23 protein-coding genes are annotated in these 23,308 nt (G+C 71.6%); 4 read left to right on the plus strand and 19 right to left on the minus strand.

Annotated features, from left to right (window positions below):
- Positions 1-31: 31 nt before the first annotated feature.
- Positions 32-811, minus strand: a complete 780-nt coding sequence (locus OG439_RS15345; protein WP_326950027.1) for an enoyl-CoA hydratase-related protein — start codon at positions 809-811, stop codon at positions 32-34.
- A gap of 73 nt (positions 812-884) precedes the next feature.
- On the opposite strand from OG439_RS15345, the gene OG439_RS15350 reads away from it, so the two are divergent.
- Positions 885-1,670 carry an alpha/beta fold hydrolase gene (locus OG439_RS15350; protein ID WP_326950028.1) on the plus strand — a complete coding sequence of 262 codons (786 nt, stop codon included), beginning with the start codon at positions 885-887 and terminating at the stop codon, positions 1,668-1,670.
- Positions 1,671-1,679: 9 nt separating this feature from the next.
- On the opposite strand, the gene OG439_RS15355 is transcribed toward OG439_RS15350, so the two are convergent.
- From OG439_RS15355 to ruvC, 10 genes are all read right to left on the minus strand, one after another.
- Positions 1,680-2,021 (minus strand): hypothetical protein, encoded by a 342-nt coding sequence (locus OG439_RS15355; protein WP_326950029.1) that lies wholly within the window; start codon positions 2,019-2,021, stop codon positions 1,680-1,682.
- Positions 2,021-3,697: a hypothetical protein gene (locus OG439_RS15360; RefSeq protein WP_326950030.1), complete on the minus strand. Its 1,677-nt coding sequence runs from the start codon at positions 3,695-3,697 to the stop codon at positions 2,021-2,023. The genes OG439_RS15355 and OG439_RS15360 overlap by 1 nt, the downstream gene beginning before the upstream one ends.
- A 283-nt stretch (positions 3,698-3,980) precedes the next feature.
- The gene (locus OG439_RS15365) at positions 3,981-6,335 is read right to left on the minus strand and encodes a RelA/SpoT family protein (protein WP_247052257.1); all 2,355 of its coding nucleotides are present in this window, start codon (positions 6,333-6,335) and stop codon (positions 3,981-3,983) included.
- Positions 6,336-6,528: 193 nt separating this feature from the next.
- Positions 6,529-7,047, minus strand: a complete 519-nt coding sequence (locus OG439_RS15370; RefSeq protein ID WP_326950031.1) for an adenine phosphoribosyltransferase — start codon at positions 7,045-7,047, stop codon at positions 6,529-6,531.
- Between the two features lies 1 nt (position 7,048).
- Entirely contained in the window at positions 7,049-8,275 is a 1,227-nt protein-coding gene (gene secF / locus OG439_RS15375; RefSeq protein WP_326950032.1) for a protein translocase subunit SecF, read from the minus strand.
- Position 8,276: 1 nt separating this feature from the next.
- Positions 8,277-10,082: a protein translocase subunit SecD gene (secD, locus tag OG439_RS15380; protein ID WP_326950033.1), complete on the minus strand. Its 1,806-nt coding sequence runs from the start codon at positions 10,080-10,082 to the stop codon at positions 8,277-8,279.
- Positions 10,083-10,303: 221 nt separating this feature from the next.
- Entirely contained in the window at positions 10,304-10,714 is a 411-nt protein-coding gene (gene yajC, locus OG439_RS15385; RefSeq protein ID WP_247052261.1) for a preprotein translocase subunit YajC, read from the minus strand.
- Between the two features lie 120 nt (positions 10,715-10,834).
- Positions 10,835-11,908, minus strand: coding sequence for a Holliday junction branch migration DNA helicase RuvB (ruvB, locus tag OG439_RS15390; protein WP_326950034.1), 1,074 nt, complete (start codon positions 11,906-11,908; stop codon positions 10,835-10,837).
- 9 nt (positions 11,909-11,917) lie between these two features.
- Positions 11,918-12,511 (minus strand): Holliday junction branch migration protein RuvA, encoded by a 594-nt coding sequence (gene ruvA, locus OG439_RS15395; protein WP_247052263.1) that lies wholly within the window; start codon positions 12,509-12,511, stop codon positions 11,918-11,920.
- Entirely contained in the window at positions 12,508-13,125 is a 618-nt protein-coding gene (ruvC, locus tag OG439_RS15400) for a crossover junction endodeoxyribonuclease RuvC (protein WP_326950035.1), read from the minus strand. The genes ruvA and ruvC overlap by 4 nt, the downstream gene beginning before the upstream one ends.
- Before the next feature lie 73 nt (positions 13,126-13,198).
- Here ruvC and OG439_RS15405 point away from each other — a divergent pair, with 73 nt between their 5' ends.
- Positions 13,199-13,639 carry a cupin domain-containing protein gene (locus OG439_RS15405; protein WP_326950036.1) on the plus strand — a complete coding sequence of 147 codons (441 nt, stop codon included), beginning with the start codon at positions 13,199-13,201 and terminating at the stop codon, positions 13,637-13,639.
- Between the two features lies 1 nt (position 13,640).
- Here OG439_RS15405 and OG439_RS15410 read toward each other — a convergent pair whose 3' ends face one another.
- The 5 genes from OG439_RS15410 to OG439_RS15430 form a co-directional block, all read right to left on the minus strand.
- Positions 13,641-14,192, minus strand: a complete 552-nt coding sequence (locus OG439_RS15410) for a DUF4262 domain-containing protein (RefSeq protein ID WP_326950038.1) — start codon at positions 14,190-14,192, stop codon at positions 13,641-13,643.
- Between the two features lie 137 nt (positions 14,193-14,329).
- A complete protein-coding gene (locus OG439_RS15415; protein WP_326950039.1) occupies positions 14,330-15,085 on the minus strand; it encodes a YebC/PmpR family DNA-binding transcriptional regulator in 756 nt (251 codons plus the stop codon).
- Positions 15,086-15,126: 41 nt separating this feature from the next.
- Positions 15,127-15,747, minus strand: a complete 621-nt coding sequence (pdxT, locus tag OG439_RS15420; protein WP_326950040.1) for a pyridoxal 5'-phosphate synthase glutaminase subunit PdxT — start codon at positions 15,745-15,747, stop codon at positions 15,127-15,129.
- A 133-nt stretch (positions 15,748-15,880) separates the two neighbouring features.
- Positions 15,881-16,201: an AzlD domain-containing protein gene (locus OG439_RS15425; RefSeq protein ID WP_247052268.1), complete on the minus strand. Its 321-nt coding sequence runs from the start codon at positions 16,199-16,201 to the stop codon at positions 15,881-15,883.
- Positions 16,201-16,935 carry an AzlC family ABC transporter permease gene (locus tag OG439_RS15430; protein ID WP_326950041.1) on the minus strand — a complete coding sequence of 245 codons (735 nt, stop codon included), beginning with the start codon at positions 16,933-16,935 and terminating at the stop codon, positions 16,201-16,203. The genes OG439_RS15425 and OG439_RS15430 overlap by 1 nt, the downstream gene beginning before the upstream one ends.
- A 68-nt stretch (positions 16,936-17,003) precedes the next feature.
- On the opposite strand from OG439_RS15430, the gene OG439_RS15435 reads away from it, so the two are divergent.
- Positions 17,004-17,567 (plus strand): helix-turn-helix domain-containing protein, encoded by a 564-nt coding sequence (locus OG439_RS15435; protein ID WP_326950042.1) that lies wholly within the window; start codon positions 17,004-17,006, stop codon positions 17,565-17,567.
- Positions 17,568-17,571: 4 nt separating this feature from the next.
- Here the strand turns inward: OG439_RS15435 and pdxS are convergent, their stop codons facing one another.
- From pdxS to OG439_RS15450, 3 genes are all read right to left on the minus strand, one after another.
- On the minus strand, positions 17,572-18,495 hold the full coding sequence (pdxS, locus tag OG439_RS15440) for a pyridoxal 5'-phosphate synthase lyase subunit PdxS (protein ID WP_326951555.1): 924 nt from the start codon (positions 18,493-18,495) through the stop codon (positions 17,572-17,574).
- Positions 18,496-18,584: 89 nt separating this feature from the next.
- Positions 18,585-19,568, minus strand: a complete 984-nt coding sequence (locus OG439_RS15445; protein WP_326950043.1) for an ArsR/SmtB family transcription factor — start codon at positions 19,566-19,568, stop codon at positions 18,585-18,587.
- Between the two features lie 30 nt (positions 19,569-19,598).
- The gene (locus OG439_RS15450; protein WP_326950044.1) at positions 19,599-21,047 is read right to left on the minus strand and encodes an FAD-binding oxidoreductase; all 1,449 of its coding nucleotides are present in this window, start codon (positions 21,045-21,047) and stop codon (positions 19,599-19,601) included.
- A gap of 129 nt (positions 21,048-21,176) precedes the next feature.
- Between OG439_RS15450 and OG439_RS15455 the strand changes: the two genes are divergently transcribed.
- A complete protein-coding gene (locus OG439_RS15455) occupies positions 21,177-23,285 on the plus strand; it encodes an elongation factor G-like protein EF-G2 (RefSeq protein ID WP_326950045.1) in 2,109 nt (702 codons plus the stop codon).
- Positions 23,286-23,308: the final 23 nt, after the last annotated feature.

Genomic DNA, 23,308 nt, shown 5'->3' on the forward strand with positions numbered 1-23,308 from the left:
GTTCTAACCGCCCTGAACACTCACGACCACGTCAGCGGAAGGTGAAGTTCGGCGGGCGCCGGTCCAGGAACGCCGCGACGCCCTCCGCGTAGTCCTCGCCGTGCAGGGCTTCGGACCGCAGCTCCTCGACCTCCGCGTCCGGGCTCTCCTGGCCGGCGACGATCTTCTCGATGATCCGGTTCATCCCGCGGACCGACGCCTGCGAACGCGAGCACAGCGTCCGCACGAACTCCAGCGTCGAGGCTTCCAGGTCGTCGGCCGGGAAGACGTCGTTGAGCAGGCCGATCTCGCGCGCCCGGGCCGCCGTGATCAGCTCGCCGGAGAGCAGGAAGTACTTCGCGTGCGCCGGCCCGACCAGCGACACCAGCTGGCGGGTCGAGTCGAAGTGGTAGACGATGCCGAGCTTCGCCGGCGTGATGCCGAAGCGCGACCCCTCGGCGGCGAAGCGGAAGTCGCAGGCGACCGACACCTGGCAGCCGCCGCCGATGCAGTTGCCCTGGATCATCGCGACCGACGGCTTCCGCATCGACGTCAGCGCGGCCACCGCGCCTTCGACGGCCTTGTCGTAGCTCGCCGCGCCCTCGGCGGTAGTGCGCAGCTCGCCGAACTCGCTGATGTCCGCGCCCGCCGAGAAGTGCTTGCCGCCGCCCGCGAGCACGAGCACCTTGAGCGTGGCGTCGGCCTCGACGTCGGCCACGACGTCCGGGATCGCCGACCACATGCCGTAGGTGATCGCGTTCATCTTCGCCGGCCGGGCGAAGGTCAGCCGCGCCACCTCGCCGTCACGCGTGAAGTCGAATCCGTCGGTCATGCTCGGCACCCTAGCTTCTCGCCCTGAGCGAAACCCCGGGTGTGTGACGCGGTCGCGGCGCTAGCTTGGGCCCATGGCGACGATCGAGTTGAACGGGACGACGTTCGGGTACGACGAAGCGGGCGAGGGGCCCGCGGTCGTGCTGCTGCACGCGGCCATCGGCGACCGCCGGATGTGGGACGCCCAGTTCACCGCGCTCGCCGCCACGCACCGGGTGATCCGCTACGACCGCCGCGGCTTCGGCGAGTCCGCCGACGGCCTCGGCGAGTTCGCCCACCACGAGGACCTGCTGGCCCTGCTCGATGCCCGGGGGATCGAGCAGGCCGCGCTGGTCGGGGCGTCGATGGGCGGCGCGGTCTCGCTGGACACCGCGCTCGCCGCGCCGGAGCGGGTCACCCGGCTGGTGCTGCTGGGCTCCGGCCTCAGCGGGCACACCTGGCCGGACCACATGCAGGCCGACATCGCCGAGCTGACCCGCGACGTCGACCCGGCGGACGTGAAAGCCATGTCCGAGGCCAACGTCCGGTACCTGGTCGCCGGGCCCGCACGCGAGGTGTCCGTGCTGCCGCCGGCGATGCTCGCGCGGGTCCGGGAGATGTGCGAGCAGGTGTACCACCGCCTGTCGACCGCTCCACAGTGGACGGAGCGGGTCCCGGACACCCGGCACCGGCTGGCTGAGATCACCATTCCAGCCCAGGTGGTGATCGGCCTGTCGGACGCGCTCGGGCTGATCGAGCTTTCCCAGCACATCGCGAAATCCTTGCCGGACGCCGAGCTGGTGGAGATCCCCGACACCGGGCACCTCCCCATGCTCGAGCGCCCCGACGACGTCACCGCGTTGCTGCGGAAGGTGCTCTGACCCGGCGGCTCAGGTGAAGATCTTCTGCACCTGGTCGGAGATCTTCGCGACCAGCTCGGAGAACTGCACCACCCCGCCCAGCAGGCCCTTGACCTTCTCCCAGCGGCTGCGCACCACGGCCGGTTCCGCGGCGTCGCCCGCGCGCAGGTCGGCCGCCAGGTCGTCCAGCGTGTCCTCCAGCACCTCCTGCTTGGCCAGGTCCTGGCCGCGCACGTCGGCGGCCAGCCGCTCGACCAGGCCGAGCAGCGCGGGCAGGGCGGTGTCCGCACCACCGCCGTCGATCCCGGTCTGGGTGATCGGCCCGGAGTTGTCCCGGCCGATGCTGACCTTGTTCGTGATGCGGGGTTCCATCAGGCCTCCGTCCGGGCCAGGCGGCCGGGCGCGCGGGGCGGGCGCGGCCGCGGGCCGCGCTGCCCGGTCTGGGTGATCGGGGCGCGGTTGTCGCCGCCGATGGTGATGTCGTTGTTGATCACGACGGCCGCCTGCTCCTCGAACTTCGCCGTCGAGAACCCGGCGTCGCCGAGCAGGCGACCGATCGCCGGCAGGAGCCGGCTTTCGATGATCTTCTCGTACCGCTCGATGTCGACGAGCTGGAAGTAGTCGGTGAACAGGTTGACCGACGCGAGCTCGCGCAGGGTGCTCGAGGCGCCGTAGCGGTCCGGGTCGAGGACGCCGGGCTCGCGCTTCGGCCGCCGGATCCAGGACGCGAGGTTCGCGATCCGGCCGGGCAGGCTCGCGGGCATCTCCAGCCACGCCAGGAAACCCTGGCCGAGCGGGCGCAGCGAGTCCGGCCGCATCTTGTCCACCACGCGGTACTCGGCCCGGATCGGCGGCAGCATGAACGGCGTCCACTCGACGTACAACGTCGTCTCGTCGACCGCTACGTGCAGGAACGTCGTGAGCACGAGATCCCGGTCCCAGGTCTCGACCTGGAAGCACAGGTAGTAGCGCGCCCACTCCTTCGGCTCCATCCGGAGCCGGTCGACGTCGGCCTCGGTGAGCCGGGTGTGCGGCGGGTACTCGATGTCGGGCAGGTACGCCGCGGCCTCCGGCTCGGTCAGGTGGTCGACGAGCTCGGCGGCCGGGGTGAACACCGCCTCGGTCACGGTCAGCCCGCCCAGCCGCTGATCCGGCGATAGCGAACCCGACCGGCGGAGGTTCCCGATCGCCTCGCGGATCCCCTCGTACAGCGTTTCGGTGGTGAGCTCCCGGCGCGTCGCCGGATCACTCTCGTCGTCCTCCAGCCGCTCCAGCGGGATCGCCATCGACCAGGCGTCGCGCCGGAAACCGGCCCCCACGAACGGGTTGTAGCCGCGGTAGACCACCAGCGGCGCGCCGGGCACGCCGGCGAACTCGTCACCGCGCTGGTACCGGGCGAGCTGGTCGCGGAAGTCCTCGGTGAACAGCCCGGTGAGACTTCCGTTGTCGGCCGCGGGGGCGGCGTGGCGCTTGAAGCGCGTCGTCAGCAGGTTCCACAGGGACCAGCGCTCGAGCGTGACGATCACCAGCACGACCAGTGCCAGCACGACACCGATGACGGTCCGGGCGGTGTCACCGCCCGTCGACGACGGCTCGTAGTCGTCGTAGTACCGGGAGGAGGACCGGCTCCCGGAATCGAAGAACTCGCCCGCATAGGGCAGCAGCACCGCCACGGCCAGGACGGCGAGGCCGAAGCCGATCACGATCTTCGGGTTGATCGACCGCTGGGCCCCGTACCCGGCTTTCCCCGAACGCGCGACCACCAGGATGGCCGACAGCAGGATCCAGCCGTAGAGCAGCGGGTTGTCCCACGACAGCCCGACGACGATGGCCATCAGCAGCACCAGCAGGCCGTCGTAGTTCTTCCGGCGGGCCCGCGCCCGCACCGCCTCCGTGAGCACGCGGCCCGCGTCGAGCCCCGTCGACGGCGGCACCGGGCGGGTGGGCTCGACGAGGAACTCGGTGATCGCCCGTTTGCTGTAACCGGGGTCGAGGTAGGACGCCGCGCACAGGTAGCGCGTGGTGTCGTCGGCCGTGCCTGGGGACATTGCTGCTCCCTCGCGTTTCCGGAGGGTCGAGGCCGGGCGCACCGCTTCCGGACGGCTCCCTCACCTGCAATTTGCCGACCGTAGCATGCACTCGAAGAACGCGGCACCGTATTTCCCGGGCCGTTCCGGAAACCCGCCGGGAATGGGCGCGGTCGCAGATTCCGGGAATGGGCCGGATCGACATTCGACAATTTCTTCGCGCCCGGCCGACGAGATCACAGCATGTCCATTGTGGACAGTCCAGGAGGGTCGGCGGCCCTGCCGCTCCGGTCGTGAGCGCGCGCTAGGACGCCGACGTCACGCGGTAGACGTCGTAGACGCCTTCCACGCCGCGGACCACCTTGAGGACGTGGCCCAGGTGCTTCGGGTCGCCCATCTCGAACGAGAAGCGGCTGACCGCGACCCGGTCGCGGGACGTCGTCACCGAGGCCGACAGGATGTTGACCTTCTCGTCCGCCAGCACCTTCGTCACGTCCGAGAGCAGGCGATGCCGGTCGAGGGCCTCGACCTGGATGGCCACCAGGAACACCGACGACGCCGACGGCGCCCACTCGACCTCGACCAGCCGCTCGGGCTGGGACTGCAGGTCGCCGGCGTTGGTGCAGTCGGTGCGGTGCACCGAAACACCGCCGCCGCGGGTCACGAAACCGAGGATCTCGTCGCCCGGGACCGGGGTGCAGCAGCGGGCCAGCTTCGCCCAGACGTCGCTCGCACCCTTGACCACGACGCCGACGTCGTTGGAGCCGCGGCGCCGGGTGACGGTGGACGGCGTCGCGCGCTCGGCGAGCTCCTCCTCCGCCGCGTCGACGCCGCCGATGAGCGCGACCAGGCGCTGCACGACGTGCTTGGCGCTGGTGTGGCCCTCCCCGACCGCCGCGTACAGCGACGAGATGTCGGCGTGGCGCAGCTCGGTGGCGATCGAGCCCATCGACTCCGCGGAGACCAGCCGCTGGATCGGCAGGCCGACCTTGCGGATCTCCTTGGTGATCGCTTCCTTGCCGCCTTCGATCGCCTCGTCGCGGCGTTCCTTGGCGAACCACTGCCGGATCTTCGCGCGCGCCTTCGGCGAACCCGCGAACTGCAGCCAGTCGCGGCTCGGGCCGGCGTTCTCCGCCTTCGAGGTGAAGATCTCGACGACTTCGCCGTTTTCCAGCTTGCGTTCCAGCGCGACCAGGCGGCCGTTGACGCGGGCGCCGATGCAGCGGTGCCCGACCTCGGTGTGCACGGCGTAGGCGAAGTCCACCGGCGTCGACTCGACGGGCAGCGTGATCACATCGCCCTTCGGCGTGAACACGAAGATCTCGCGCGCGGCCAGCTCGTAGCGCAGCGACTCGAGGAAGTCTCCCGGGTCCGCCGCTTCCCGCTGCCAGTCGAGGAGCTGGCGCATCCACGCCATCTCGTCGACGTCCACGGCGTTGCCGTTGTGCGTGCCCTTGGTTTCCTTGTACCGCCAGTGCGCGGCGATGCCGTACTCGGCGGTGCGGTGCATCTCGTAGGTGCGGATCTGCACCTCGAGGGGCTTGCCGTCCGGGCCGATCACCGTGGTGTGCAGCGACTGGTAGACGCTGAACCGCGGCTGCGCGATGTAGTCCTTGAAGCGCCCGGGAACCGGCTGCCACAGCGCGTGGACGACGCCCATCGCCGCGTAGCAGTCGCGGACGTCCTCGACCAGGATCCGCACGCCGACCAGGTCGTGGATGTCGTCCAGGTCGCGGCCGCGGACGATCATCTTCTGGTGGATCGAGTAGTAGTGCTTCGGCCGGCCCTCGACCTTCGCGGTGATCCGCGACGACACGAGGTTGCTGGTCAGGTCGGTGATGACCGAGCGCAGGTAGATGTCGCGCGAGGGCGCGCGGTCGGCGACCAGGCGCACGATCTCGTCGTACTTCTTCGGCTGCAGGATGGCGAACGCGAGGTCCTCCAGCTCCCACTTCACCGTGGCCATGCCGAGGCGGTGGGCCAGCGGGGCGAGGACCTCGAGGGTCTCGCGCGCCTTGCGGGCCTGCTTCTCCGGCGGCAGGAAGCGCATCGTGCGCATGTTGTGCAGCCGGTCGGCGAGCTTGATGACCAGCACCCGGGGGTCCTTGGCCATCGCGATGACCATCTTGCGGATGGTCTCGGCCTCGGCGGACGTGCCGAGCTTGACCTTGTCCAGCTTCGTGACGCCGTCGACCAGCTCGGCGACCTTCTCGCCGAAGTCGGCCTTCAGGCTCTCGACGGCGTAGCCGGTGTCCTCGACCGTGTCGTGCAGCAGTGCCGCGACGAGCGTCGTGGTGTCCATGCCCAGCTCGGCGAGGATCGTGGCGACGGCCAGGGGGTGCGTGATGTACGGGTCGCCGGACTTGCGCCGCTGGCTCCGGTGCAGCTCCTCGGCGACGTCGTAGGCGCGCTGCAGCAGCCCGAGGTCGCCGTTGGGGTGCAGCTCGCGGTGGATGACCGCGAGGGGTTCCAGGACCTGCTTGACCGGGGCGGCGCGCTGGGCGGTGATCCGCCGCGCGAGACGGGCGCGCACCCGCCGGGTGGCGGACGGGTTCGGCGCCGCGCCGTTCGGCTTCGGCGACGCGGGCTGTGCCGCCGCCTGCCCGTTCTGCGGGGCGCCCTCTTGAGCGGGCACCGCGGCGTCGAGCTCCTGGCTCACCCGCACCTCCTGCTGCTCGTGCGGCCTTCGAACCCCCAGGGTAGCCGCTCGGTCCTGCGACCCCGCCGGGTGCGCCCATTGAGGGTGATCACAACGCCCTGACCAGGGAGTTCCGCTCTCGTCGCCGCCCTCGTGAGTGTTTAGTCGGGTTAGAACCCTACTAAACACTCACGACCAGCGGCGGCAGGCAGGTTCAGCAGACCTGCAGGGCGTGGATCTTCCGGTCCCCCAGCACCTGACGGCCCCCGAGGGCCGCCAGTTCCAGGACCACCGAGACGCTGTCGACGACCGCGCCCGCGTCTTCCAGGAGCTTGCCGGTCGCCGCGACCGTGCCGCCCGTGGCCAGGACGTCGTCCAGGATGGCGACGCGCTGGCCGGGGTGCACCACGCCCGCCGGCAGCTCGACCGTGGCCGTGCCGTACTCCAGCGCGTAGTCCACCCGGCCCGCGACCAGCGGGAGCTTGCCCGGCTTGCGGATCAGCACCACGCCGAGGCCGCGGGCGTACCCGACGGCCGCGGCGAGCAGGAAGCCGCGGGCCTCCACGCCGGCGAGCGCCTCGACCCCAGGGTCGAGGGTGCTCGCCAGCGCGTCGGTCACGGCCTTGAAGGCGCCGGCGTCCGCGAACATCGGGCTCAGGTCGCGGAACAGCACGCCGGGCTCGGGAAAGTCCGGCACCTCGGCGATCAGGCCGAGGGCCTTCTCCAGCTCCACGTCAGCGCTTCCGCTTCCCGGCCGGCTTGCCCGCGGGACGCTGCTTCTGGATCCGGGCGGGCACGCTCGACGCGGCGGCGTACGCCTTCTCCTTGCGCAGCTCCGCCGCCAGGGCGTCGTCGTCCGAGGCGTCGAAGTCGCCGCTCGCGGCCTTGCGCTCCTGGTTGGCCCGGCGCTGCTGGACCCGCTCGGCCTGCTGCCGGTACTTCGGGTCGCGCATCTTGAAGTCGACCAGCAGCGGCGTCGCCAGTGCGACCGACGACAGGACGCCGACGATCGTGCCGGTGAGCTGCACGAGCGCCAGGTCCTGCAGCGTGCCGGAGCCGAGCAGCACGTACCCGACGATCAGCAGGCCGAGGATCGGCAGCAGCGCGATGAACGCGGTGTTGAACGATCGCATCAGGGTCTGGTTCAGCGCCAGGTTCGCGGCTTCGCCGAAGGTCCGGCGGGTCAGCCCGAGCAGGCCGCGCGTGTTCTCGCGGACCTTGTCGAACACCACCACCGTGTCGTAGAGCGAGAACCCGAGGATCGTCAGCAGGCCGATCACCGTCGCCGGCGTGACCTCGAAACCGATCAGCGAATACACACCCGCGGTGACGAAGATGTCGTGCAGCAGCGAAACGAGGGCCGCCGACGCCATCCGCAGGTCGAAGTAGATCGCCAGGAAGATGACCACCGCGACGAGGAACACGATGAGGGCGATCAGCGCCTTCTGCGAGATCTCCCCACCCCAGGACGCGCTGACCGCGCTGTCACTGATCGCCTGCACGCTCGGCTGCTTGTTGCTGCCGATCGGCCCCAGATCCTGGAACAGGGTCTGCTTGAGCTTGGCGACGTCCGCCGCGTCCAGCGTCTCGGTGCGGATCTGGATGGTCGACGCGTCACCCGTGCCGACCTTCTGCGTCTCCGCGGCCGGGTGGCCGAGGGCCTTCTCGAACGACGCCTTGGCCTGGTCTTCGGTGATCACGCCGTGGATGCCGTTGGCCGGCATCTGCAGCTGCGTGCCGCCCTCGAACTCGATGCCGTAGTTGAAGCCGCGGAAGATCATCGACGCGAGGCACACGAGCACCAGCGCGGAGAAGAAGATGTACCAGCGCTTGCGCTTGCCGACGACGTCGAACGCACCGCTGCCGACGTAGAGACGGCGGAAGATGCTGTCCTTCTTGCCGGGTTTCGCCGCGACCTTCATGTCGCCGTCGGCGTCCCTGCCCAGTTCTTCGACGCCCACGTCAGGCCTCCTTCACGTTCGCGCGGCCGACCGAGGTCGACTTGCGCTGCGAACCCACTTGCTGCACGGCACCCAGGCCCAGGTACTTGGGATTGGACAGGAACTTCGACTTCGACGTGGACGCGATCGCGACCAGCGGGTGCGTCACCAGGTAGACGATCACCAGGTCGAGCACCGTGGACATGCCCAGGGTGAACGCGAAGCCCTGGACGTCGCCGACCGCGATGATGTACAGGATCGCCGCGGCCAGGAAGCTCACCGCGTCCGAGGCCAGGATCGTGCGCTGGGCACGGGTCCAGCCGCGCGGCACCGCGGACCGGAACGTCCGGCCCTCCCGGATCTCGTCCTTTATTCGTTCGAAGTAGATGACGAACGAGTCCGCCGTGATGCCGATGGCGATGATCAGGCCGGCGATGCCCGCCAGGTCCAGCGTGTAGCCGATCCAGCGCCCGAGCAGCACCAGCACCGCGAACACCAGCGAGAACGACAGCCCCAGCGACAGGATGGTGAGCACACCGAGCAGCCGGTAGTAGAACAGGCAGTAGATGAAGACGACCAGCAGGCCGATGCCGCCGGCGATCAGGCCGGCCTGCAGCGACGCGAGGCCCAGCGTGGCCGACACCGTGGTCGCGTCCGAGGAAGCGAACGACAGCGGCAGCGAGCCGTACTTCAGGATGTCCGAGAGGTCCTTCGCCTCGGTCTGCGTGAACTTGCCGGTGATCTGGGTGTTGCCGTCCAGGATCGCGACCTGGATGTTCGGCGCGGACACGACCTGCGTGTCGAGCACGAACGCGGCCTGCTGGTTGGTGTTCTTCGAGGTGAAGTCCGCCCAGATCTTGGTGCCCTCGCTCTTGAAGCTGAGGTTCACCACCCACTGGCCGCGCTGCTGGTCGTAGCCCGAGCTCGAGTCGGCGATCTCGGTGCCCGGCAGGAACTCCGGCTCCAGCAGGTACTTGTACGTGTCGTGGTCACCGCAGGCGACCAGCGGCAGCTTGGGGTCGTCGTTGCCCTCGAGGGGGTCCTTGGCGTTCGGCGCGCAGGTGATCGACGCCATCGCCTGGGCGACGAGCTCCTGGTTCGGGTTGCCGTCGGCGCCGATCATCTGCGGGTTCTGCCGCACGGCCTTCGCGGCCTGGATCTGCTTCGCGGTGTCGGCGTCGACCGAACCGTCCACCGGGGCCGGCGCCTGGCTCGTCGCGGGCGGCGGCGTGCTGCTGCTCGGCGGGGCCGGCGTGGTGCTCGGCGCCTGCGCGGGCGCGGCGGCGGGGGCACCGCCACCACCGGCGGCCGGGCTGGACGGCGGGACGCTCGAACCGGCCGTCGGTGCGCCGGAGGACGCCGGGGGCGTGCTCGGAGCACCCGACGTCGGGGCCTGCGTCCCGGTCGGGACGCCGGTCGGCGGCGTGGTCTGCGGGGGCACGACCGGCTGCGTCGCGTTGGCGACGACCTTCCGGAAGCCCAGCTTGGCCGTCTTGCCCAGGTTCTTCGCCTGGTCACCCTGCTCGCCGGGGACCGTGATCACGACGTTGTTGCCGTCGAGGAGGACCTCGGTGCCACCGACGCCGATCCCGTTGACGCGGCGCTCGATGATCTGGCGCGCCTGGTTCAGGGACTCCCGGGTCGGCTGGCCACCGTCCGGGGTACGGGCGGTGAGCGTGACCCGGGTGCCGCCCTGCAGGTCGATGCCCAGCTTCGGGGTCGGCTTGTGGTTGCCGGTGAGGAACACCAGCGCGTACAGCACGATCACGATCAAGGCGAACAGGGCGAGATAGCGTCCCGGGCGGAGATGCCCGGCCGATGCTGCCACGGTGCTTCGGTCTCCTCGGACTGGGTGGGAACCCCGACGTTGCGGTGCCCGCCCGGAGGGTTTCCGGGCCGGGACTGTGTGCGATTCACTCCCGGGCACGGGTATGACGGCGGACACGCACGCAGCACCGAGACACTACTCGGTGCTGCGTGAGCCCGGCGTTGCGGCCACACCGACTTTCGTCGGGGGTTTCGCGCCCTGCCCGGGGATGCCGCGGGGCCTTACTTCTTGCCGTGCTCCAGCGGGGGCGCGACCTGCGCGGTCGTGGCCGGCTCGTCGTCCTTGATGCCGGAGCCCGACTCGATGATTGACTCTTCGGCCGGCGCGTCCGACGACAGCTCGTCGGCCGGGGTCTCGTCGGTCTCGACGACCGGCTCGACCTTCTCGCGGACCGCGAGGCGCAGCCAGGTGGTGACGACGCCGGGGGCGATCTCGATGTCGATCGTGTTGTCGCCCGAGGTGTCGGCGACGGTGCCGTAAAGACCGGAAGTGGTCATCACGCGGTCACCGGGCGCCAGGCTGCTCTGCAGGTCCTGCTGCGCCGCCTGCTGCTTCTTCTGCTTGCGCGAGCTCATCACCAGCGGCACGGCGAGGACGAGCACGAGCAGCAGTGGCAGCAAAAGGTTTTGCATGATTCTCCGTTCGACGGACTCCGGGCCCAGCCGAAATGTCCGGTTTTTGGGTGGTGTGCTCCTGTCGAGTGTGCCAGGTACCGGCGCGGACGCCAGCACCCACCCGCCGGTACGGGCCGCTCAGTCCTGCTGGAACGGCGCCGATCCGCCCTGGTCGGGGCGCCCCGGGTGGTCGGCGGGGGGCACCAGACCGAGGTGTTCCCACGCGGTCGCGGTGGCGACCCGGCCACGCGGGGTGCGGGCGAGCATACCGGCGCGCACCAGGTAGGGCTCACACACCTCTTCCACGGTGGTCGCCTCCTCCCCCACGGCGACCGCCAGCGTCGAGATGCCGACCGGCCCGCCGCCGAACGACTTGGTCAGCGCGGTGAGCACCGCCCGGTCGAGCCGGTCGAGGCCCAGCTCGTCGACGTCGTAGACGGCCAGCGCGGCCCGGGCGATCCCGACCGTCACCTTGCCGTCGGCGCGGACCTCGGCGTAGTCGCGGACCCGGCGGAGCAGCCGGTTCGCGATCCGGGGTGTGCCCCGCGAGCGGCCGGCGATCTCTTGGCAGCCGTCGCGGTCGATCGGGATGTCGAGGATCGTCGCGGCCCGCCGGACGATCAGCTCCAGCTCGGTGTCGCTGTAGAACTCCATCTGGCCGGTGAAGCCGAACCGGTCGCGCAGCGGGCCGGTCAGCGAGCCGGACCGGGTGGTCGCCCCGACCAGCGTGAACGGTGCGATCTCCAGCGGGATGCTCGTGGCGCCCGGGCCCTTGCCGACCACGACGTCGACCCGGAAGTCCTCCATCGCCAGGTAGAGCATCTCCTCGGCGGGGCGGGCGATCCGGTGGATCTCGTCGATGAACAGGACGTCGCCGGGCGCGAGGTTGGACAGCATCGCGGCGAGGTCGCCGGCCCGTTCCAGGGCCGGCCCGGAGGTGATCCTGAGCGCCGCGCCCAGCTCGGCCGCGACGATCATCGCCATCGACGTCTTGCCCAGCCCGGGCGGGCCGGACAGCAGGACGTGGTCGGGCGGCACCCCGCGGCGCCGCGCGCTCTCCAGCACCAGCTCCAGCTGCTCGCGCACGCGCGGCTGGCCGACGAACTCGTCGAGCCGCCGGGGCCGCAGCGTGCCCTCGACGTTCTCTTCGCCGGTCTGGGCCCACGCGGAGAGGGCGTCGTCCTCTTCCTCGGTCACGGCGTCATGGTCCATCAAGGCGTCCTACCGCTTCCGGCCGAGGGTGGTCAGCGACGCGCGCAGCACGCTGGCCGTCGTGTGGTCGTCGCCGTCAGCGAGGACCTTGTCCACGGCCAGCTCGGCCTGCTTCGCCGGGAACCCGAGCCCGGCCAGCGCCTCGACGACCTCCGCGCGCAACGCGCCGGGTGCCGTCACGGCCGGGGCGTCGCCGGAGCCGAGCGCGGTGACCTTGTCGCGCAGCTCCAGGGTGAGCCGCTCGGCGCCCTTGCGGCCGATGCCGGGCACCGAGGTGAGCACGGTGATGTTGCCTTCGACCAGCGCGCCCCGCAGCTTGCCCGGGTCGAGGACGGCGAGGGTGGCCAGCGCGAGCCGCGGCCCTATGCCGGACACCGTCTGCAGCAGCCCGAACAGCTCCCGCGCGTCGACGTCGGCGAACCCGAACAGCGTCAGCGAGTCCTCGCGCACGACCAGGGCGGTGTGCAGCCGGGTTTCCTCGCCGCGGCGCAGGGTGGCCAGGGTCGCCGGGGTGGCCTGCACGGCGAAGCCGACCCCGCCGACCTCGACCACGACGTGGTCCAGGGCGACCGACAGGACTTCTCCGCGTACCGACGAGATCATCGTGCTGCTCCAGGCTTCTTCACGGCGGGCTTCACCGCCGGCTTCTTGACGGTGGCTTGTTTGGCGGCCGCGGCCAGCCGCAGTTTGTGCGTGCGGGCCATCTCGGCCGCGCGGGCTTCGGCCTCGGCGAGCCGGGCCCGCATCGGCTCCCGCCAGAGGTGGCAGATGGCGAGCGCGAGCGCGTCCGCGGCGTCGGCGGGGTGCGGGGCGACCTCGAGGTTCAGCAGCCGCATGACCATGGCTGTGACCTGGGCCTTGTCCGCCCGGCCCGAGCCGCTGACGGCCGCCTTGACCTCGCTGGGGGTGTGGAACACGACCGGCAGGCCCCGGCGCGCGGCGGCCAGCGCGACGACGCCGCCGGCCTGGGCGGTGCCCATCGCGGTCCGGACGTTGTGCTGCGCGAAGACCCGCTCGACGGCGACCGCGGCCGGCTTGTACTTGTCCAGCCAGCGTTCGACCTCGTCGGAGATGCCGAGCAGGCGGTGCGCCAGATCCGCGTCGGGCGGCGTCCGCACGACGTCCACGGCCACGCACCGGACGGCCCGGCCCTTGCCGCCGTCGACCACGCCCAGCCCGCACCTGGTCAATCCGGGGTCGACCCCGAGCACCCGCACGCCGTTTCCCTCCCGCCGCGAACATCAGTTCGAGCCTGAGGCTACTGGGCACGGCTGCGGCAGGATGGCTGACATGCCGGAGCCATCGGATTTCGTCACCCACCTGGGCCTGCGGCCGCTGCCCGTCGAAGGCGGGCGGTGGGCGCAGAGCTGGCGCTCCGCCACCGGCTCGGCGATCTACTACCTGCTCGTCGCGCCGGAGTTCTCCGCGCCGCACCGGCTGGACCGGGTGGAGGTGTACGCGCACCACGCGGGCGCGCCGGCGGCGATGCTGCTGCTCCACCCGGACGGCTCGGTCGAGCGGCCGGTGCTCGGCACCGACGTCGCGGCCGGGGAACGCCCGCAGGTCGTGGTGCCCGCGGGGACGTGGCAGGCGACGGTCACGCTGGGCGCGTGGAGCCTGCTGGGCACGGTCGTGGTGCCGCCCTACACAGACGACTGCATCGAGTTCGCCGCGGCGGCCGATCTCGCGGTGGAGTACCCGGCCGCGGCCGCCGACCTGCGGAAGTTCTGACTCAGGGGCCGTCGACGCCCGGGGTCCAGCTCTCCGGGTCGCCGCTCTCGGTGAGCACGAGCTGCCACTTCGCGAAGCCCTCGGGCGCGTCGGGGTGCCACGGGAACTTGCCTTCCGGCGTGGCGACGATCAGCTGCAGGGCCGGGAAGTCGCCGTCCGGGTAGATGAGGAACGCGGTGCCGAAGTACTCGGGGTAGTGGCCCTTGGCGACCCGCTCGAGGACCACCGGGACGCCGTCGAAGAAGTTGTCGTAGCGCCGGCCGACCTCGAAGATCTCGCCGTTGGCGGCCCGGTCGACGTACGCGTCGAGCAGGACCTGGCCCATCTGGTCGGGCAGCCCGACGACGACGGCCTCGGGCACGTTGTGCAGCGCCCACGCGCAGGCGGTGAAGCAGTAGCCGGCGCCCTCGTCATCGCCGGCGACCGTGACGACGGCGTTGCCGCGTTCCTTGGCCTGCGTCTCGATCCATTCGACCAGGCGCTGTTCGTCCGCCGTCAGGTCGGCGGCGATTTCGGCGGAGGCGGCGGGCGTCGTCGAGGTCACGGCCCACATTGTGCCCGACGAGCCCGCCGCAGCCCAGTACCCGGGCCCCGAATGTCGCCGGATCGGACCGGGATGTGTTGCGGGGCAAGGGAAAAGAAATGCGCCGCGAGTATCACCCGCGGCGCATGTCCTTTCGCTGTCGCCGGTCAGTCGACCTCGGCCAGCACCTCGTCCGACACGTCGAAGTTGGCGTACACGTTCTGGACGTCGTCGCAGTCCTCGAGCGCGTCGATCAGCCGGAAGACCTTCTTCGCGCCGTCGACGTCCAGGGGGACGCTGACCGACGGGAGGAACGTCAGCTCCGCCGATTCGTACTCGAACCCGGCCTCCTGCAGCGACTTGCGCACCGGGACCAGGTCGCCGCCCTCGGAGACGATCTCGAAGGTCTCGTCGAGGTCGTTGACCTCCTCGGCACCCGCGTCGAGGACCGCCATGAGGACGTCGTCCTCCGTGGCGTCGGCCTTCGGCATGATCACGACACCCTTGCGGGTGAACATGTACGCCACCGAGCCCGGGTCGGCGAGGGAGCCGCCGTTGCGCGTGAGCGCGGTGCGGACCTCCATCGCGGCGCGGTTCTTGTTGTCGGTGAGGCACTCGATCAGCACCGCCACGCCGTTGGGGCCGTAACCCTCGTACGTGATGTTCTGCCAGTCGGCGCCGCCGGCCTCTTCACCACCACCGCGCTTGCGGGCGCGCTCGATGTTGTCCTGCGGAACCGAGTTCTTCTTCGCCTTCTGGATGGCGTCGTAGAGCGTGGGGTTGCCGTCCGGGTCGCCACCACCGGTGCCGGTCCGCGCGGCCACCTCGATGTTCTTGATCAACCGAGCGAAGAGCTTGCCGCGCTTCGCGTCCAGGTTGGCCTTCTTGTGTTTCGTGGTGGCCCACTTGGAGTGGCCGCTCATCTCTCCTCCATCTGTTCCGTACCCCGGCCGGGCACCGCGTCTCAAGCAGCCTTGCGCACGAGGTCGACGAACAACCGGTGCACCCGCACGTCGGGCGTCAGTTCCGGGTGGAACGCGGTCGCCAGCACCGCCCCTTGCCGGACCGCGACGATCCTAGCGGCCTCGTCTCCCAGGCCGGGCACGCCGCTGACCGTGGCGAGCACCTCGACGCCGTCACCGGCCTTCTCGACCCACGGGGCCCGGATGAACACCGCGTGCACGCCGCCACCGTCGACCCCGGCAAAGGCAAGGTCGGCTTCGAAGGAGTCGACCTGCCTGCCGAAGGCGTTGCGCCGGACGACCACGTCGAGCCCGCCGAGCTGCTGCTGGTCCGGCCGCCCGTCGAGGGTCTGCCGCGCGAGCAGGATCATCCCGGCGCACGACCCGAACGCGGGCAGCCCGCCGGCGATCCGCGCGCGCAGCGGTTCCAGCAGCTCGAACGTCTCGAGCAGCCGCGACATCGTGGTCGACTCGCCGCCGGGCAGCACCAAACCGTCCACTTCGGACAATTCAGCGGCCCGGCGCACCGGCACCGCCCGCGCGCCCGCTTCTTCCAGCATCGCGACGTGCTCGCGCACGGCACCCTGCAGGGCGAGCACACCGACGACCGGCTTCGACGACACCCAACCTCCCGAAAGACCCTTCCCACCAGCCTAGACGCAGACCCGCGGCGGCGGAGCGGCAGGTCAGCCCGGTCGAACCGCCGTCAGGGCCACCTTGCGGGCGTCCGACGCCCGAACCGGCACGATCGGTGGGTCAGGGGACGCCGGCGAGGCGCAGCAGCGCGGCCGTCGCGGCGGCCGCGATGACGACCACCACGAACGGGGCCTTGCGCCAGGCCAGCACTCCCCCGACCAGCACCCCGGCCGGCCGGGCGAAGCCCGCGAACGAGTGGCCCTCGGTCAGCGCGCTCACCGCGACCAGCGCCGCGAGCAGCACGACCGCGCCGAGCACCATCAGCCGTTCGGCGCGCGGCGACAGTTTCACCCGCTCGCGCAGCAGCGGGCCGGCGAGCCGGAAGGCGTAGGTGCCCACGGCCAGCACGATCGTGCCGATGAGCAGTTCGGTGCCGTCCATCAGCAGGCCTCCTGCGGCTCGGGTTCGGGCTCGGGCTCGGGCTCGGGCTCGGGCTGGGGCTTGGGCTCGCGCGCCGCGGCCCCGGCGAGCACGCCGACCAGGGCGAGCAGCACCGGCAGGCCGGCGGGCAGGAACGGCGTCGCGACCAGGGCGGCGAGCACGCCGAGCAGCACCGGCAGCCGGGCCGCCTTGTCACGCAGGGACGGCAGGACCAGCGCCAGCAGCACGGCGGGGAACGCCGCGTCCAGGCCGAAGACGTCGGTGTCGCTGATCGCCGACCCGGCGAACGCGCCGACCAGCACGCCGGCGTTCCAGCAGACGAAGATCCCCAGCCCGCAGGCCCAGTAGGCCGCGCGGCGGCGCCGGACCTCGTCCTGGGCCAGCGCGAACGCCACCGTCTCGTCGCTCATCAGGTGGCTGCCGGCCAGCCGCGCGCCCCACCGCTTTCCGAAGACGTCACCGATCGCGAACCCGAACGGCAGGTGCCGTGTGTTGACGAGCAGCCCGGCCAGCACCGCGGCGAACGGGTTGCCGCCGGCGGCCACGATGCCGACGAACATGAACTGCGACGCCCCCGCGAAGACCAGCAGGGACATCACCATCGGCGCCCAGACCGGGAAGCCGGAACCCACCGCGATCGCGCCGTAGGACACCCCCACGAGACAATCGGCCAGGCAGACCAGGCCGATGTCCCGGGCGAGAGCCCGATCGAGTGTTCGCCATATCGAACGCATGTGTTCTATAGTGAACAGCCGCACCCGTGTTCGTCAAGGCGAACAGACAGACCGATGGAGCGAACGGCATGTCGCAGGAAACCACCGGCGCGCCGCTGGAGATCATCGCGGCGTCGCTGCGCCGCGAACGGAACCGAGCGGGCTTGTCCCTGACCGAGGTGGCGCGCCGCGCCGGCCTGGCCAAGTCGACGCTCTCGCAGCTGGAGTCGGGCACCGGCAACCCGAGCGTCGAGACGCTGTGGGCGCTCGGCGTCGCGCTCGACGTGCCGTTCTCGCGGCTCGTGGAGCCGGAACGGCCGAAGGTCCGGGTGATCCGGGCCGGCAACGGGCCCACGGTGTTCGCCGAACACGCCGACTACGCGTGCACGCTGCTGTCGGCGTGTCCCCCGTCGGCCCGCCGGGACATCTACGTGATCCGCGGCGAGCCGGGCACGCCGCGGCGGTCCGACCCGCACATGACCGGCGTGATGGAGCACATCGTGCTGTGCGCGGGACGCGCCAGGGTGGGCCCGCAGGAGGAGCCGGAGGAACTGCTCCCCGGCGACTACATCTCCTACCCCGGCGACGTCCCGCACCTCTTCGAAGCCCTCGAGCCGGGCACTTACGGCGTCGAGATCTCCGAGTACATCTAGGAAGTCACCAGCCGCGGTCGGCGAGGCGGTGGGGCTCGGGGATCTCTTCCACGTTGATGCCGACCATCGCCTCGCCCAGCCCGCGCGAGACCTTCGCCAGCACGTCGGGGTCGTCGTAGAACGTCGTGGCCTTGACGATCGCCTCCGCGCGCTGGGCCGGGTTGCCGGACTTGAAGATGCCGGAGCCGACGAACACGCCCTCGGCGCCGAGCTGCATCATCATCGCGGCGTCGGCCGGGGTGGCGATGCCGCCCGCGGTGAAGAGCACCACCGGCAGCTTGCCGTTCGCGGCGACCTCCTTGACCAGCTCGTACGGCGCCTGCAGCTCCTTCGCCGCGACGAACAGCTCGTCCTCCGGCAGCGACGTCAGCTTGCGGATCTCGCCGCGGATCTTGCGCATGTGCGTGGTGGCGTTGGAGACGTCGCCGGTGCCGGCCTCACCCTTGGAGCGGATCATCGCCGCGCCCTCGGTGATCCGGCGCAGGGCCTCGCCGAGGTTGGTCGCGCCGCAGACGAAGGGGACGGTGAACGCCCACTTGTCGATGTGGTTGGCGTAGTCGGCCGGGGTCAGCACCTCGGACTCGTCCACGTAGTCGACGCCCAGGGACTGCAGCACCTGCGCCTCGACGAAGTGGCCGATGCGGGCCTTCGCCATGACCGGGATCGAGACGGTCTCGATGATGGCGTCGATCAGGTCCGGGTCGCTCATCCGCGCGACGCCGCCCTGGGCGCGGATGTCGGCGGGCACGCGCTCGAGCGCCATCACCGCGACCGCGCCGGCGTCTTCGGCGATCTTCGCCTGCTCGGCGGTGACCACGTCCATGATCACGCCGCCCTTGAGCATCTCGGCCATGCCGCGCTTCACCTTGGCGGTGCCGGTGACCGACTGGACGGAGCCGTTCTGGGGGGTGGTCTGCTGCTCGGGCACGACGAGGCCTTTCGACACGAGATCGGGTGGTTGCGCATCCGAGCGTAGGTCGGCGGTGGCCTCTTCAGGCAGGCCAGTACACGGGTATCTCAGCAGTCCACTTCGCCCGCGCCCGCGACCAGGACCTCGGCCGCCCGGGTGCGGGTGTAGAGCACGTGACGTCCGGCACGGTGCCCGCTGACCAGGCCCGCGGCCTTGAGGACACCGAGGTGCTGCGACACCGCCCCGGCGCTCAGCCGGGTGCGGCGGGCCAGCTCCGAAGTGGACGCCGGTGCGGCCAGCTCGGCCAGCAGCATCGCCCGGCCGCGGCCCACCACGGCGGCCAGCGCGCCCGGCGCGACGGCGGTGCCGGCCTCCCACAGCGTCGCGATCCCGCGCGGCGGGTACCGCAGCACCGGCTGCCAGCGCGGGTCGGTCTTGGAGAACACCCGCGGCCAGACGAACGCCGAGGGCACCAGCACCAGGCCGCGCCCGTCGAGCGGGACGGCGGCGTGCAGGTGCCGGTGCGCCACCGTGAGCGTGCCGCCCTGCCAGCGGACCATCGGCGTGAGGTCGTTGAACAGCTCGGCCGCGCCGCCACGGGCCAGCAGCCGCGACCGGTGCAGCACGTCCGCCTCGAGCAGGGCGCGGATCCGCGGCCACTCCGGGGCCAGCACGAGCTCCCAGTACCGCTCCATCAGCGTCGCGAGCCGGTCGAGGCCCGCCTCCGGGTCGCGGTGGAAGCGGTTCAGCGCGAGCGACCGCGGCCCGGTCATCGCGTCCAGCTCCCGCCGGACGAAGCGGGCGGGCACGTCGCGCAGGTCGGCGAGCTCGTCGGCCAGCTCCGGCACCGGCGTCGAGGGGGTGCCCGCCAGGAAGCCCGGGAGGTGCCGGACGGGCACCAGCTCGCGCAGGAGCGAGATGTCCAGCCCGGCCTCGCCGAGTGCCGCGGTGGCCCGCTTGACCCACGGCAGGTGCAGGGCGTGCTCCCCCGGCCGGTTCAAGACGCGGACGCTCGCCACGATCTCCCACGCGGGCGAGAACGCGAACCGGGTGTGGGCCAGGTCCTCTGTGGAGAATGCCAGGTCGAGCACGCTGCCTCCTGCCGCCGGAACGGCTCCAGGTTAGAGCGCTCCCTTGTGGACAGTCGAGTGGGGCTCGGAAAGTCCTTGCGGGAAAGCGAAAATTCCTCGCGGGTCGTACTTCCGGGCGACCGCGCGCAGCCGCGGCAGGTTCGGCCCGTAGTACGCCACCGGCCAGTCCGGCAGCTCGGGATCGAGGTAGTTGACGTACCCGGTGGTGCCGAACTCCGGCCCCAGCCCGTCCCGCACGGCCGCCAGCGACCGCCGGGCCCCGGCCTCGCCGCCCTCGCCCGGTTCGGCGCTGTGCAGGAACTGCAGGCTCGCCAGTGCGTGCCGGTGCGGGAACGCCGTGTCCCGGACGCCGACGCGGTCGATGGCGCCACCGCCGGCGTCGATGATGGTGTCGACGCCCGGGTCCCGGATCAGCACGTCGACGACCGCGGCCGGGTCGGCGGCCGGCCGCGTGAGCATCCGCGAGGTCCCGACGTAGGCCGCCCGGGCGGCGACCGCGCCGGGTCGGGCCTCCCGGTCGTCGAACGAGCGCATCGCGGACAGGTGGTCCGTGGTCCGCCGCCGCTGCTCGGCCGGCGGCGTGCCGACCCGGCGGATCAGGTCGTCGAGCAGCTCCTTCAGCCGGGCTTCGGGGCCGAGGAACGTGCCGCCGAGGCTGGCGTGGTCGTCGCCGAGGCCCATCCCGGACCACAGCTCGTCCGGCATCGCCGGCTGCCACTCCTGCCAGGCGGCGAACAGCGCGGCCTGCGTGCCCACCGGGAAGGACAGCTGGAAGGTGGCGACGTCGGCGATCGGCACGGTCCGGAACGTGAACGCGGTGACGATCCCGAAGTTGCCGCCACCCCCGCCGCGCAGCGCCCAGAACAGGTCCGGTTCCGCCGTCGCCGAGACGGTGCGCGCCCGGCCGTCCGCCGTGACGATCCGCGCGGCCTCCAGGTGGTCGCACGTCAGGCCGTACTTCCGGTCCAGCACCCCGACGCCGCCGCCGAGGGCGAGCCCGGCGATGCCGACCGTGTCGCAGCTGCCCGCGGGCAGCACCCGGCCGGCCGCGGCGAGCGTCGTGGCGATCGGTCCCAGCCGCGCCCCGGCGCCGATCACCGCGCGGCCGCCGGGGCGGACCTCGATGCCCGCCAACCGGCTCAGGTCGACCACGATCCCGCCGTCCACTGTGGAATAGCCGGGATAGCTGTGGCCGCCGCTGCGCGCCGCGATCGGCAGGTCGTGCCGGGCCGCGAAGCCCACGGCGGCCTGGACGTCCTCGATCCGCGTCGCGCCGACGACGGCCGCCGGGACGCGGTAGTCGTACATCGTGAAGTAGCCCTGCTTCGCCTCCGGGTAGCCCGGATCGCCCGGCCGGAACAACGGTCCGGCCAGTTTCCGCCGGAGTCGGTCCCATTCGTCTCCCGGCAGCCCGCCGGCCAGACCGGCCACCGGAACCGCCCCCGAAATCCGCAGAAAAGTCCGCCGGTTCACCGTCATCGAAACTCCCCCTGCCCCGCTCCCCCGGGCATTCGGCTGGTCCCGGGACCCGTGCCTTGCCGTGACCAGGGTAGCGGGTGTGTGATCGAGGACACATCTCGTACGTCCGCCGTTCGCCGAGGAGCCGTCATGGCCGACCGACAAGCCAAGAACGCCGACACCGGGGCCGCCGTCGCTGTGAACGACCCCGCCAAGGTCCGCAACGTGGTGCTCGTCGGCCCGTCGGGCTCGGGGAAGACGACCCTCACCGAGGCCCTGCTGGCCGCGTCCGGCACGGTGTCGCGCGCGGGCTCGGTGGTCGACGGGACGACGGTGTGCGACCACGACCCGGCGGCGGTCCGCCAGCAGCGTTCGGTCGGCCTTTCGGTGGCGCCGGTGCTGCACCAGGGCCACAAGATCAACCTGATCGACACCCCCGGGTACGCGGACTTCGTGGGCGAGCTGCGGGCCGGGCTGCGCGCGGCCGACGCGGCGCTGTTCGTCGTCTGCGCGGCCGAAGGGGTCGACGCGGCGACCGTCGCGGTGTGGGAGGAGTGCGCCGCCGTCGGCATGCCGCGCGCGGTCGTCGTCTCCCGCCTCGACCACCACCGGGCCGACCCGATGGCCGAGATCGCCGCCTGCCAGGCCGCCTTCGGCGCCGGCGTGCTGCCGCTCTACCTGCCCGCGGCCGACGGCCTCGTCGGGCTCATCACCCAGCGGTACTTCGACTACTCCGGCGGGCATCCGCCGAAGCTCGGCGAACCCGACCCGGCCGACCTCGAACGGCTGGCCGAGGCCCGCAACGAGCTCATCGAAGGGATCATCGCCGAAAGCGAAGACGAAACCCTGATGGAGCGCTACCTCGGCGGCGAGGAGATCGCCGAGGAGACGCTGATCGCCGACCTGGAGACGGCCGTCGCGCGCGGCACCTTCCACCCGGTCATCCCGGTCTGCTCGACCACCGGCACCGGCCTGGCCGAGGTGCTGGACGGCATCGTCCGGGCGTTCCCCTCCCCGCTCGAACACGCCCCGCCCGACGTCACCACACCCGACGGCGACCCGCACGCCGGGCTGACCGCCGACCCCGCGGGCCCCCTCGCCGCGGAGGTCGTCCGGACGGCCGTCGACTCCTACGTCGGCCGCGTCTCCCTCGTCCGGGTGTTCTCCGGGACGCTGCGGCCCGAGCGGCCGGTGCACGTGTCCGGGCACGGCCTCGCCGAGCGCGGGCACGAGGACCACGACGCCGACGAGCGCGTCGCACACCTCTACTCCCCGCTCGGCGCGAACCTGCGCGAGGTGCCCTACTGCGTCGCGGGCGACCTCTGCGCGCTGACGAAGGTCGGTTCGGCGGAGACCGGCGACACCGTGTCGTCCCCCGAAGAGCCGTTGCTGATGGAACCCTGGACGATGCCGGAGCCGTTGCTGCCGGTGGCCGTCGTCGCCAAGACCCGCAGCGACGAGGACACCCTCGCCCGCAACCTGTCCCGGCTCGTCGCCGGCGACCCGACACTGCGGCTGGACCGCAACGCCGAGACCGCCCAGCTGGTGCTGTGGTGCATGGGCGAGGCGCACTCCGACGTCGTGCTGTCCCGGCTGCGCGCGGGCGGCGCCGACGTCGACACCGAGCCGGTGAAGGTCAGCCTGCGCTCGACGTTCGGCAAGCTCGCCAAGGGCCACGGCCGGCACGTGAAGCAGTCCGGCGGCCACGGCCAGTTCGCCGTCTGCGACATCGAGGTCGAACCGCTGCCGCGCGGCGGCGGGTTCCAGTTCGTCGACAAGGTCGTCGGCGGCTCGGTGCCGCACCAGTTCATCCCGAGCGTCGAGAAGGGCGTGCGGGCCCAGCTGCAACGCGGGCTCGGCGACGGGCACCCGGTGGTCGACATCAAGGTGACGCTCGTCGACGGGAAGGCGCACAGCGTCGACTCCTCCGACGCGGCGTTCCAGACGGCCGGCGCGCTGGCCCTGCGGGAGGCCGCGGCGAACGGGCACATCACGATGCTCGAGCCCCTGGAGGAGGTGGCGATCCGGCTGCCGGACGAGCACCTCGGCACGGTGCTCGGCGACCTGTCTTCCCGCCGGGGCCGTGTCCTGGGCACGGAAGCCGGCGACGGCGGCCGGACGATGATCAAGGCCGAGGTCCCGGCGACCGAGCTGCTGCGCTACCTCATCGACCTGCGCTCGATGACCTCGGGCACGGCGACGTTCAGCCGCCACCACGCCCGCTTCGAGCCGATGCCGGAAGGCATGGCGGTCCACTAGCCGGGTCTGCCGCGGCCGGTCGT

The organism is Amycolatopsis sp. NBC_01307 (assembly GCF_035975215.1).
In the GTDB taxonomy this organism is placed as follows: domain Bacteria; phylum Actinomycetota; class Actinomycetes; order Mycobacteriales; family Pseudonocardiaceae; genus Amycolatopsis.

What these genes read in the sequence shown, in the direction of transcription:
- OG439_RS15345 (WP_326950027.1), bottom strand. Translation starts at nt 811, where the DNA reads ATGACCGACGGATTCGACTTCACGCGTGACGGCGAGGTGGCGCGGCTG.
- OG439_RS15350 (WP_326950028.1), top strand. Translation starts at nt 885, where the DNA reads ATGGCGACGATCGAGTTGAACGGGACGACGTTCGGGTACGACGAAGCG.
- OG439_RS15355 (WP_326950029.1), bottom strand. Translation starts at nt 2,021, where the DNA reads ATGGAACCCCGCATCACGAACAAGGTCAGCATCGGCCGGGACAACTCC.
- OG439_RS15360 (WP_326950030.1), bottom strand. Translation starts at nt 3,697, where the DNA reads ATGTCCCCAGGCACGGCCGACGACACCACGCGCTACCTGTGCGCGGCG.
- yajC (WP_247052261.1), bottom strand. Translation starts at nt 10,714, where the DNA reads ATGCAAAACCTTTTGCTGCCACTGCTGCTCGTGCTCGTCCTCGCCGTG.
- ruvB (WP_326950034.1), bottom strand. Translation starts at nt 11,908, where the DNA reads ATGGACCATGACGCCGTGACCGAGGAAGAGGACGACGCCCTCTCCGCG.
- ruvA (WP_247052263.1), bottom strand. Translation starts at nt 12,511, where the DNA reads ATGATCTCGTCGGTACGCGGAGAAGTCCTGTCGGTCGCCCTGGACCAC.
- OG439_RS15405 (WP_326950036.1), top strand. Translation starts at nt 13,199, where the DNA reads ATGCCGGAGCCATCGGATTTCGTCACCCACCTGGGCCTGCGGCCGCTG.
- OG439_RS15410 (WP_326950038.1), bottom strand. Translation starts at nt 14,192, where the DNA reads ATGTGGGCCGTGACCTCGACGACGCCCGCCGCCTCCGCCGAAATCGCC.
- OG439_RS15415 (WP_326950039.1), bottom strand. Translation starts at nt 15,085, where the DNA reads ATGAGCGGCCACTCCAAGTGGGCCACCACGAAACACAAGAAGGCCAAC.
- OG439_RS15425 (WP_247052268.1), bottom strand. Translation starts at nt 16,201, where the DNA reads ATGGACGGCACCGAACTGCTCATCGGCACGATCGTGCTGGCCGTGGGC.
- OG439_RS15430 (WP_326950041.1), bottom strand. Translation starts at nt 16,935, where the DNA reads ATGCGTTCGATATGGCGAACACTCGATCGGGCTCTCGCCCGGGACATC.
- OG439_RS15435 (WP_326950042.1), top strand. Translation starts at nt 17,004, where the DNA reads ATGTCGCAGGAAACCACCGGCGCGCCGCTGGAGATCATCGCGGCGTCG.
- OG439_RS15450 (WP_326950044.1), bottom strand. Translation starts at nt 21,047, where the DNA reads ATGACGGTGAACCGGCGGACTTTTCTGCGGATTTCGGGGGCGGTTCCG.
- OG439_RS15455 (WP_326950045.1), top strand. Translation starts at nt 21,177, where the DNA reads ATGGCCGACCGACAAGCCAAGAACGCCGACACCGGGGCCGCCGTCGCT.